General features: G+C 35.9%; 6 protein-coding genes. 1 reads left to right on the top strand and 5 read right to left on the bottom strand.

Annotated elements, in window-relative coordinates:
* Positions 1 to 434 precede the first annotated feature (434 nt).
* Both IHO40_RS04105 and IHO40_RS04100 read right to left on the bottom strand, forming a co-directional pair.
* Positions 435 to 770: a hypothetical protein gene (locus IHO40_RS04105; RefSeq protein WP_225536890.1), complete on the bottom strand. Its 336-nt coding sequence runs from the start codon at positions 768 to 770 to the stop codon at positions 435 to 437.
* A gap of 71 nt (positions 771 to 841) precedes the next feature.
* Positions 842 to 1,141 (bottom strand): hypothetical protein, encoded by a 300-nt coding sequence (locus tag IHO40_RS04100; protein ID WP_225536889.1) that lies wholly within the window; start codon positions 1,139 to 1,141, stop codon positions 842 to 844.
* A 424-nt stretch (positions 1,142 to 1,565) separates the two neighbouring features.
* Between IHO40_RS04100 and alaS the strand changes: the two genes are divergently transcribed.
* On the top strand, positions 1,566 to 4,160 hold the full coding sequence (gene alaS, locus IHO40_RS04095; protein ID WP_225536888.1) for an alanine--tRNA ligase: 2,595 nt from the start codon (positions 1,566 to 1,568) through the stop codon (positions 4,158 to 4,160).
* A 4-nt stretch (positions 4,161 to 4,164) separates the two neighbouring features.
* Here alaS and IHO40_RS04090 read toward each other — a convergent pair whose 3' ends face one another.
* Genes IHO40_RS04090 through miaB form a run of 3 tightly spaced genes read right to left on the bottom strand, consistent with a single transcriptional unit; the run spans position 4,165 to position 11,530 of the window.
* Positions 4,165 to 6,846 carry a hypothetical protein gene (locus tag IHO40_RS04090; protein ID WP_225536887.1) on the bottom strand — a complete coding sequence of 894 codons (2,682 nt, stop codon included), beginning with the start codon at positions 6,844 to 6,846 and terminating at the stop codon, positions 4,165 to 4,167.
* 58 nt (positions 6,847 to 6,904) lie between these two features.
* The gene (ileS, locus tag IHO40_RS04085; RefSeq protein WP_225536891.1) at positions 6,905 to 10,147 is read right to left on the bottom strand and encodes an isoleucine--tRNA ligase; all 3,243 of its coding nucleotides are present in this window, start codon (positions 10,145 to 10,147) and stop codon (positions 6,905 to 6,907) included.
* A gap of 48 nt (positions 10,148 to 10,195) precedes the next feature.
* Positions 10,196 to 11,530, bottom strand: a complete 1,335-nt coding sequence (gene miaB, locus IHO40_RS04080) for a tRNA (N6-isopentenyl adenosine(37)-C2)-methylthiotransferase MiaB (protein WP_225536886.1) — start codon at positions 11,528 to 11,530, stop codon at positions 10,196 to 10,198.
* Between the last annotated feature and the right edge of the window lie 455 nt (positions 11,531 to 11,985).

Genomic DNA, 11,985 nt, shown 5'->3' with positions numbered 1-11,985 from the left:
GTCAAGTCGTAGATTTTGTGTTTTTTTGATTATTCCTGACTATCATAAAAAGGGCCATAAATGACAAGAAAAGGAGTTAGTTGGATAACGCTCTAACAATCTTTGCTTTTTTTCTGCTTAGTTTAGGTTATGCAAGAGATCTAATCTAAAAGCCTTTAGGAGCAAATTACTTATTTTATTGTTTAAACCATTTAACAATACTTGATGCGCATACTTTCACGAGTGCTCTTTAAGTAATTCCATATCGTAATCTAAGCCACCATCCTTCCTCTATCCCTTCCCTAATAGAGTTTGTAAATAGAGTCTAATATGGCGGCTTTTACATACTGATTAAATATCACCAAATCGAAAAGACCGATATGTTCTTGGCTCAGTGTTTACTTTATCAAACAGAGAATTATGCTCTTCAGAAAATGGGGCTTCTACTTCATTTTCTACACTAGATTTTTCAACATCGTAACTATCTCCTCTCTTCTTTTTACGCAAAAATCAGCATCTCCGATAGTAACAGCAGCTACTAATAATACTAGTGCTATAATATAAGCATTCAATGTTGATAATCCTGCTGCTGTTGTGCCGATAATTCCTGATTCGTTTGGCAATTGAGGTAATGTCGCATTTGTACTACTCAACTCAGAAAATGCTGGTACGTTTCTTGATGTGGTTTTACTAGAGGAAAAAGCAATATCTTTTCTTGTCATATTCCTAGCATATTCTATATTTTCAGTTGTAATTCCATGACTAGCATTTAACCTTTTTCTTTCTTCCATTACGTGTTTGATTTCTTCAGTTGTTTCATCTGGTGCAAGATCAAGTTTTTGTTGTTTTTAAGGAGCTGGTTCTACAGCGAAATATTCACTACCTTCTTGCGTTTCATAGTCAACCTCTTCATTATTAGACTCTTCCAATTGGCTAGAATTAAATAATTCTTTTGTTGCACTGTCAGTAGCCTAAGTAGCTTGCGTCTCATGCTCAACTCCTTCAGTAGAGATTCTTCCTGTAAACTAGTTGTTATAACCTTTTGACTTAAAAGTCCTTTTAGATCTTTTAGATATCTTTCGTCGAATTTTCTGAAATCATACTCTGTTTTACTTTTTATTTTTCCACTCCTCAGACCTGAAATAATATCGTTAATCATCAATCTATAATGCCCTGCAGGAGTGGGAACTTTTTTGTCATCCTAGCAACAAAGTATAACCTGTATGAATTGTCAGATATACTAAAAGTATCAATTGTGAAACCCTCTCCTTTCAATGAAAAGTGTATTTTCTTCCTTTTCCTATGCTTTTCAAGCTAGAAAAAATAGTAACTGTTGCCCTTCCCTCGAATGGTGTCATTTCTTCTCTTTGTGAGACATTTTGTGTTTTTTTTATCATACATCTATTCCTAAATTTATTAATATTTACTATGCTAGCAAATCGAAAGTTTCAGTCTATGTCTTTTTATTAAATTTTTATGTAAATATTACTTTTATTATATTAAATGATATATATCAATATTCAGAGTGATGAATTGATTTTGCTCTCATTACAACTTATTATGCATAGGTAATCTCAATAAAAACGATGAAGCTAAATGAAATTAGAGAAAGATTTATAAAGTTTTTTGTGAGTAACAACCACAAGCAGGTTTCTTCTTTCCCCTTAATCCCAGAGCACGATCCAACACTCATGTTTACAAATGCTGGTATGGTGCAGTTTAAAAACATCTTCACCGGTTTACAAAAAACTGAAATGAAACGTGCCATCTCGAGCCAAAAGTGTCTAAGAGCCGGCGGTAAACACAACGATCTTGAAAATGTTGGCTATACAACTCGGCATCACACATTTTTTGAAATGCTTGGGAATTTTAGCTTTGGTGATTACTTCAAAGAAACTGCAATAGAACTTGCGTGGAAATTCATTACTGAAGAATTGTCTCTTAACAAAAACAGATTATCCATAACTGTCTACCACACTGATGATGAGTCATACGAGATTTGGCGCAAGGTAAGTGGTTTTTCGGATGATAAAATCATTAGAATTGCAACAGATGAAAACTTTTGGAGCATGGGCAATACTGGTCCATGTGGCCCATGTTCTGAAATCTTTTATGACCATGCGAAACCTAATTTACAAAATGACGATAGAGTTGTTGAAATTTGGAATCTGGTATTCATGGAATTTAATAAAGATGAAGAAGGTGGTTTGCAAAAATTACCAAAAAAATGCATCGATACTGGAATGGGCCTTGAGAGAATAGCTGCCGTAATGCAAAACGTTCATGATAACTATGATATTGATCTATTTTCTGCTTTGATAAATAAGTCGCAAGAGCTCTGTGGAAATAAAGAAAATAAAGTAGCTCATAAGATCATTGCGGACCATCTTCGTGCAGCCATATTTCTAATTGCAGAGGGGATACTTCCTGGAAACGAAGGCAGAAATTATGTACTACGCAGATTAATCAGGAGAGCTGCACGTTATATTCATCAGCTTGGATATAATGACTCTCTACTCCATCGCATTTTTCCAGTGCTGATAGATAGCTCGAGCTTAGCTTATATGGGAGATGTTTATCCTGAACTGATTAGAGCCAAAAGTTCAATAGAAACAACGTTAAAATCAGAGGAAGAGAACTTTAAAGATAATTTGATGAAAGGCATTAGTCTTTTTGAAAAATTTACTGCAGACTTAAAACCAGGCGATACTCTGCCAGGAGAATCGGCGTTCAAGCTATATGACACTTATGGATTTCCTGTAGATATCACACTTGATATTTTAAAAGAGAGGAAAATAAAATTCGACCAAAAAGGTTTTGATGATGCGATGAAAGAGCAAAAAGAGAAGGCACGCACTAAATGGGCTGGATCTGGTGAAAAGTTTGTTGAGCAAATATGGTTCGACTTAATCGATAAATTTGGCAAAACAGAGTTTATTGATTGTAAGTTTAGTGAGGTAAAAGATGCAAAAGTGATAGCCATAATTTCCCCTAAAAACGAAGTTATTGATTCTGCAAAAGAAGGAGAAAAGGTAACCATTATACTTGATAAGACACCTTTTTATGGAGAATCAGGTGGACAGATGGGGGACACTGGAGTTATCATCCCAGTTGAGCCAGAGCCACGCGTCAGAATGACACCAAACCTAAGTGTAATCACAGTAGAGAATACCAATAAGATTAATAACCTATGTTTGCACAGGTGCGTGGTTAAATCCGGCTCAGTTTGTAAAGGTGACACAGTTACAGCAAGCATTGACAAGAAAAGAAGGCAGGATCTAAAAAGAAATCATTCAGCTACGCATCTTCTGCACTTTACGTTGAGAAAAATCTTGGGTGATCATGTTACTCAAAAGGGGTCCTTAGTTGCACCGGATAGACTGAGATTTGACTTCAGCCATAACACTCAAGTTACTCAAGATCAACTGTTTGCAATAGAAGATATGGTAAACTCTCTAATCAGAAAAAATTTTTCTACATCTACAAAAATTCAGAGCATAAATCAGGCAATAGACGAAGGAGCTATGGCATTGTTCGACGAAAAGTATGGCGACCAAGTAAGAGTGGTGAGCATTGGAGGTTCAAAAGAGTTATGTGGCGGTACGCACGTGGAGCGCGCTGGAGAAATTGGCTTGTTTAAGATAGTAACAGAATGTTCTATTGCATCTGGAGTAAGAAGAATCGAAGCTTTGACCGGTCAAGAAGCAATTAATTATGTACGTAATAATGAAATTGGCTTAAAAAAAGTTGCAGAATCTGTAAAAGCACCAATAAGTGAAATAACAAACCGACTAGACATTTTAAGCCAAGAGCGCAAGGGATCCGAAGCTAAAATAAAAAACCTTTATAAAAAGCTCGTAAGCGCAGAGAACATAGAAAGCACTAAAATAAATGGAATGAATTTTGTAGGCCACACTTTCACTGACATTCCCGCAAGTATAATAAGGGAATTTGTTCTGCAGCAACAAAAACCAAAAACTGTAATAGCTTTCACAGCAACTGAAAAAAACAAAACAGTGCTGATTGTCAAAGTAAGCAAAGACTTAACTGATAAAATCAGCGCAAAGGAGCTGGTATCTACCTTAACTGGAAGAAATTGTGGTGGAAATGCTGAACTTACTCAAATGGGCTGTAATAGTAGTGATATTATTACAGTCATTTATAATTACTTAGCAAAATAGTGTATTACGCCCCTGCTGCCTGGGCAGAGTTTACCAACAAACTATGCTTTTGTGCTGTAAGCCCATCCAATTTAGTTTCTACTATTCCTTCTGTTTCTTGACTAATGTTTTTGTCTTTGCTAATCAATGTAAATTCAATATCCTTAAAAAATCTATCCCACATTCCAAGCAAATGATTTTTTATCTGGGGCCATATATCCCTTTTAAATGTTTCACCGTTATCAGAAAATACGCCACCTATCAAGCCCCCCACTTCCTCATAACTTGACTCAAAATATTGAAGAAACGTTTTTACTTCTTTATAAGTATCATGAGCCACATCTAACGCTTTCCCTTCTGTACTTTTATCCTTTTTTGTAGCCTCTAAGCCTACTCTAATATAGCCTTTCGCAACTTTGTAAAAGTTCCATAATCGTAAAAGCCCACTTTCATTATCCTTTGGTACATGATTTATTATCTTTTCCACCAAATTATCTATCAGAGGAGACAATAAAGCCTGACAAAAGTGTTTGATATTATCTTTCGTTTTAATCACAGGATATTTAATGTATTTTTCTGCTAAGCAATATTCAAGTTCTGCTTTTTCTAATAACTTCTTGGTTTTTGCTTCATTAAAAGTTTCTTGCTTGAGTGCCTCCAGTAAATCATCTTCTATGATTGCAAATTTTATTTTTTCACGAGACTCCAGTTCTTCTTTGTAATCATTTTTTGTTTCTTCATTTACTAATGATTCTTCTTTGTCTGATTCTAAGTTCTCTAGTGCTTTTAGAATTTCTTGGTTATTTTTTAAGTGCTGCTCTATTAACTTTGTATTTGGATGCTCTTTTCCTTTGCTATTTCGCTCATTTTCTAAGTACTTGTTTAAGTCCTCGTTTTCTTTCATTATTGCCTTTAATGATCTAGATTGTCCAGGACTTTTTAAGTATTCTTCAATCTCCTTGCGATGCAAGTTAGTTTTTGCCACTAGATCCGGCGCACCTTTCTCTAATAGATTACATGAGTGCTCTATGCCCTCCGTTTGTGCTTTAAATAAACTTTGAATTCTACATTTTGTTATTTCTAAATACATTTTTGCTATAAAGTCATTTATTTTACCTGGGGCTTCTCTTTCTAAATTCTCAAGCTGTTTCATCAAGCTTTGCTTCTCCTTATCCGCTATACCTGATTGACTTAATATAATCTTAGTTCTTCTCATTACCGATTTTATTAGCCTTTGCTCAACCTCTTGGTCATTACCTTTAAATCCAAAAAGATCCTCTAATTTCCTTTTCAAAGCACCATCTTTTAAGTTACCGTTCCTTCTGTTTTCATATATTCCTTTTAACTCTTTGTGTACATCATTATATCTTTTTGACACTACCTCTTTTAAATATTCAATTTCCGTTTCCGCATTACCAAGAGCTTTTTCTGTTGCTTGAGGATACATATCCTTATAAACATCAATTCTTGCCCCTTTAGCTATTTTCTCTTCTATGAGTCGTTTCCATTCCGCTTTGAATGTGGGAAGCGACTTATCATCTAAGGTATCTGGTACTTCTGCTCCTGCTTTTTTCAAACCTTCTATTATAATCTCTCTTTCAGACGGCAATTCCTTACCTTTGCTTTTTAATTCTTGTTCTACTAGTATTTCTTTCAGTTGTTCCTCTAATGAAAATTTTCTTCTTTCCCATGCAAATTTGATTGCTTGTATAAAGGCAACTCTATAAGCATCTTGTATTAAGTGACTTGTCAACTTAGGATCTACACTATTCACCGCCTTCAGTCTGAACTCGTTCAATAATTCCTTCAGTTTATCGTATGTGATATCTTTTTTGTCTAACTTCAACAGTTCTTCCATAGCTTCTATGAATCCTTGAATCAAAGTTGCAAGCATACCCCTGATCTCATTACGTAAAGGCCTAAGACCATTTTTTAAGTAGATATTAGCTGATAGTTTCAGTATGATGTTGTGCTCTGTATCTTCTGTAACAAATAGCTTATCACTTTTATCTTGACACAAGTCTCTAAGTAACTGTCCAAATTGTGGTGGAAACTTAATTCCCATATCCCACCTAATGTCTGACTCGCCAGCATCCATCTCGTGAAAAGACACCTCAACATTCTGGTGCTTATTCTTATACAACCCACTACCTATCTTAACAGTAGCAATCAAAGAATGAGATAATCTCTTATTCAAAAGATAAAAAGTAGCCAAAGCTAGTGTTGCAGGAATAATTAAGGTGACAAGCACAACTATATTAACAAAAATCACTATTGCAGCAAGAACGCTATATACCAATCTTTTTGCTGTACTTTCACTCACTTCACTTTTTTTTGTTTCATTTCTCTCCCGACTGGCTTGCATTTTATCGTCTGCTTTAGATCTGTTATATGCTACTAATCCCAATGAAATAGAAGCAATATAAGGGAGCATTAAAACTGATAGAGCTAAATTCAACACCCGTTTTTCCGGGAACATTCCCTTTATCTCTTCAAATATTCCTCTTAGTATATTATACCAGGAAGTGAAAAAGTCAGAATCACAACCTTTATAACGAAATATACTTAGTGGAATGTCAAAGTGCTTCTCCTTTTCCTCTACATTAGAAATGGATTTTTGTTTTTCTAATGTAGCAACAGGTTCTTTTTTATCTAAATCACTATTGTCTGAACTAATAACTCCACCAGGATCTACAACAGCATTCATACTATAACCTTACCCTAATTGCCTCAAGTATAGCATAAATAATAACAATTTGCAACTATTAGCAATCCAACTTAATACCAACAATTAAATCTTGGTATTCCTTGGAATAGAAACTGGTTTCAATTTCTATATTAATTTCTAAAAATAAGGCAAGAGTCTGTTCTTTTATATATTCACTCCACGTATTCACCGCTTCTTGAATTTTCTCATCCTCTGTTTTGATTACTACTTTGATTCTATCAGATATATGAAAATCAGCTTGTTTTCTAGTTTCCTGAATGAGCCTCACAACATCTCTTGCAAGCCCTTCTAGAATTAATTCATCGTTCAGTTCAGTGTTTAGGATAACAACTCCTTTGTTGTTATCAAACACAGAGGAATATTTACTGTTTGCTTTTAATAATAGTTCATACTCACCTTTCTCTATAATATAGTTCTCTGATTCATCTCCTAGAAATATTCGCTCATTTCTAACTTGCCTCCATTTTCCCTCCTTGACATATTGAGCTAGTTTCTTGATTTTGTCTGGAACCTTCTTTCCAAGTAGTGAGAAATTTAGTTTTAACTCTAGCGATGCAATACCTTCAAGTCTGTTTACTAATTCCAAGCTTTTTACATTCACCTCATCCTTTATCATCTCCTGGTACTCATTTGAATCTGCAGCACGTTGGATCCCAGTATCAAGCACTGGAATAACAGGAGAGAACTCCAGGATGACAGAAAGCGGTTCACCTTCAAGAAAACTACAGGAAGACTTGTGATAAATGATCATACTGCCAAGCGGTTGTCTGATACGTATATTAAAGGTGTTTCTGATAGAGAGTGCAGAGTTGCATATCTCCCTTACTAAATCCATCTTGGCAATGAGCTCGTTATCAAACTTTTCTAATTGTGGAAAATTGGCCAAATGAACAGATGTTTCTTTGTATTTAAGCCCCTGCCATATAGCCTCCGTTATAAGCGGCAATAAAGGAGCTGCAGCCCGAAGTATGTAATAAAAAACCGTATATAGAACATTATAAGCGTCGGTCTTATTCTGATCTAAATCACTTTTCCAAAAACGCTCACGACTGCGACGAATATACCAATTATTTAACACTTCAAAAAAATCTATCAGAATTTCGCAAGCCTCTTGGGAATTGTAGTTGTTCATAGAAGCTTGGATACCTTCTACAGCTTCAAAACATTTGGAGATCATGTAACGATCAATAGTGCTTTGATAATCCTTACAAACTTCAGCTTTGATTCCATCTACATTTGCATACATGGTAAAAAAGTGATAACTGTTCCAAATAGGTTTTATTACGTTTTTCAGAACATCTCGGATTGAATTTCCTTCTTTATCAAGTAGCAAATTACCACCACAAACAATAGATCCAGAAAGCATAAGAAAACGTAGTGCATCAGAACCGTATTTATCAAACACCTCCATTGGGTCCGCATAATTATTCAAACGCTTGGACAATTTCTGCCCCTTTATATCGAGAACAACACCGTGGCATATGCAATTCTTAAACGGTTCACTATCAAATAAAGCAGTGGACAATACAAAAAGCGTATAGAACCATCCCCTAGTTTGCGCTATATACTCAGTAATAAAATCTGCAGGAAAATTATTCTCAAACCACTCTTTATTTTCAAATGGATAATGAACTTGTGCAAATGGCATTGAGCCAGATTCAAACCAACAGTCAAATACATCAGGCACACTACGCATAACTGATTTTCCTGTCGGGTCATTAGGGTTTGGTCTTGTTAAAGTGTCAATAAATGGTCTGTGCAAATCATCCACTTTAACATTAAAATCTCTCTCTAGTTCAGCTATCGAACCATACACATCTATCCTTGGATATCTTTCATCATCTGATTTCCATACGGGAATCGGTGTACCCCAGAATCGATTACGTGAAATTGACCAGTCGTGTGCTCCTTCAAGCCATTTTCCAAATTGACCATCTCTTATGTGACTCGGTACCCAATTAACTTTTTTGTTCAGCTTCGCCATCCTCTCCTTAAACTTTGTTACAGCAACATACCAAGAAGGCATAGTGCGATAGATTAAAGGAGTGTCAGTTCTCCAGCAGTGTGGATAGTTGTGAATATATTGCTCAGTTTTGAACCAATTTCCTTGTTCTTTTAACTTTCTTATTATCGTATCATTAGTATCAAAGACATGAATTCCTGCTAAATCAAAAACTTCAGCAGTAAATTTGCCTCCGTTATCAATTGGACAAATGGCTAGAATATCATGGCTTTGGCACAGGTGAAAATCTTCTTCACCAAATCCAGGAGCAGTGTGCACAACTCCAGTACCATCTTCTGCTGTGACATAATCTGCTATGAAAACGCGGAATGCATTTTTCGTATCTTTAAAGTAGTCAAACAGCGGCTTATAAGAAAGACCTACAAGATCATCTGCTTCGAGTTTTATATTGCAGTTTTCATACGGAATATTGTTTTGTTCGAGGTGGCTGATAAACTTCTCCAGGTAGCTTTCAGCGAATATGTAGATTTCACCATTTACTAACGCTGCACAATACTCAATATCTTTCCCTATTGCCAGCGCTAGGTTGCTCGGCAACGTCCAAGGAGTTGTAGTCCAAGCGAGTAACTTACATTTTTGTTTAAACTGCTTTGGGTTTTCTAAAAGCTCAAATGCAACAGTTACAGCTTTGCTAACCTTTTCTCTATATGCATTATCAAGCCTTGTTTCAAAATTGGACAATGAAGTTTCACATGCCCAGCTATAGGGAACAACATGTACCGATTCATACACTAAACCCTTGTTATGAAGCTGCTTAAATGCCCACATTACCGATTCCATAAATGACTTATCCATAGTTTTATAGTCATTATGAAAATCTACCCACCTTGCCTGCCTATTTACATACTTTTCCCATTCTGATGAAAGTTTCATCACAGAAGTACGACAATGGTTATTGAACTTTTCAATACCGAATTTTTCTATCTCAGTCCTGCCAGATATTCCAAGCTCCTTTTCTGCACTCATTTCAGCCGGCAATCCGTGACAATCCCAGCCGAATCTACGCTCAATTCTTTTTTGCAGCATAGTTTGATATCTTGCAAACGCGTCTTTGATGAAACCAGTGAGTAAATGGCCATAATGTGGCAGTCCATTTGCAAATGGAGGTCCATCGTAAAAGACAAAACAATTATCCTTGGAGCGTTCTTCAACTGACCGCTCAAAAATTTTGCTTTCCTGCCAAAATTTTATGATTTCCTTTTCCAACGACGAAAAATCAGGACTACTCGTTGTATCGGGATAATACTTTGACTTCATATTCATTTTAACTGGATAAATTTAGAAAATATATGACTTTTTGGAAAATCACAAATTCAAAAGCATTCCTTTCCCTAGCAAACTATTCTGCCGAGCTTCCAATATCTTCACACTTACTATCTTATCTCTATATTTATCTGCAGGATCATCAATGCAAACTGATTGCATATATGGGCTTTTGCCAATAATTTGGTTTTGATGTTTGCCTTTTCTATCGCCAAATAAAACAGGAATAGTTTTACCTACCACACTCTGATTAAATTCGAGTTGTTGTGCACTAATGAGCTTCTGTAAACGAAGAAGGCGTTCTGTTTTAACTTCTTCTGGTACTTGATCCTTCCTTTCCGCTCCTGGCGTCCCAGGTCTTGGGCTATATTTAAAACTATAAGCCTGAGCGTACCTTACTTTTTCTACTAATTTCATAGTTTCCTCAAAGTCTTTTTCGGTTTCTCCAGGAAAACCAACGATAAAATCAGAAGAAAATTCGATTTCAGGTTTCAATTTACGCAATCTATCTATTATTTCTAAATACTCCTCTGCAGTGTATTTTCTGTTCATCACGCGTAATATTTTATTTGAACCTGACTGCACAGGCAGGTGAATAAATGGCATGAGTTTTGGCTCTTCCACATGTACCAAGTAGAGAGATTCATGCATATCTCGTGGATGAGAGGTTGTATAGAGAATCCTCTCTAGCTTTTCAATTTTAGCAATATGACCAATTAATTTTCCTAAATCCCATACCTCTCCTTTGCATTCCCCGTGGTAAGCATTGACGTTTTGGCCGAGCAAATTGATTTCCTTTGCCCCATTCGCGACTAATTTCAGCGCTTCACGGAATATTTCATTCACTGGCCGTGAATATTCAGCTCCACGAGTGTAGGGCACTACACAAAATGTACAGAACTTATCACAGCCCTCTTGTATAGAAAGAAATGCAGAAGATCCTTGGCTATTACTGCAACACTCATCTGGTAATTTATCAAACTTTGCAACCTCTGGAAAATCAGTATTTATCAGATGGCCTTTACTTCTGCTTGCTTTGACTATCAACTCCGGCAGAGTAGCAATGCTCTGCGGACCAACAATGATGTCCACAAATGGGGCTCTTCTGAACACTTCCTCCCCTTCTGCTTGTGCTACACACCCGGCTACCACTATAGTAATTTCCTTATTTTTTCGTGATGAGTGAATCTTCCCAAGCTCTGAATAAAGCTTTTCTGCTGCTTTCTCTCTAATGTGGCAAGTATTCAATATCACCAAATCAGCCTTTTCTGCGTCACTAACAACGCTAAATCCCAGAGGCTTAATTATATTTTCCATTAAAACGGAGTCATAAACATTCATCTGACAGCCGTAAGTCTTGATATATAGGCCTTTCATACTTTTTTAATGGAATTATACGAAAAACTGGATTCCAGTACAACTATTATACAATCCTAGCTGCCATTTAGGTAGTTGATGAAAAAAAACTATTTGACAATCTTTACTAACCCCATTATCAAGATTGGAGATATTCAGTTATCTTCATCTGTGCAGATTAAACGACAAGAGTATTACAGTTGTCTCTTATGTTTTATTTTTTGCACTATCTACACCTTATGTCTTTATTAATTTTACCTAGACTTCTAAAGATTTTTCCCTATGCAAGCTGAAACACGCTTATAAGTTATTTAAGACAGTATAGTACGCCAATTTTTAGGATTAGAGAGTGGATAACTTCTACCATGGGTTCTTTTTTGCCTTTTTTTCTGCTTAGTAAGTCTCCTTAGCTCTTAAACTAAGGGTCTGTTGCAGTTTAAAAGTCGCTAAATTGCAGCGTTTAAGACTTAAAAAAA

Source organism: Wolbachia endosymbiont of Mansonella ozzardi, assembly GCF_020278625.1.
GTDB lineage: Bacteria > Pseudomonadota > Alphaproteobacteria > Rickettsiales > Anaplasmataceae > Wolbachia.
This window is presented reverse-complemented; position numbering and strand designations above follow the sequence as displayed.

Coding starts and splice junctions, on each gene's coding strand:
- IHO40_RS04105 (WP_225536890.1), bottom strand. CDS start 770: ATGGAAGAAAGAAAAAGGTTAAATGCTAGTCATGGAATTACAACTGAA.
- alaS (WP_225536888.1), top strand. CDS start 1,566: ATGAAGCTAAATGAAATTAGAGAAAGATTTATAAAGTTTTTTGTGAGT.
- IHO40_RS04090 (WP_225536887.1), bottom strand. CDS start 6,846: ATGAATGCTGTTGTAGATCCTGGTGGAGTTATTAGTTCAGACAATAGT.
- ileS (WP_225536891.1), bottom strand. CDS start 10,147: ATGAAGTCAAAGTATTATCCCGATACAACGAGTAGTCCTGATTTTTCG.
- miaB (WP_225536886.1), bottom strand. CDS start 11,530: ATGAAAGGCCTATATATCAAGACTTACGGCTGTCAGATGAATGTTTAT.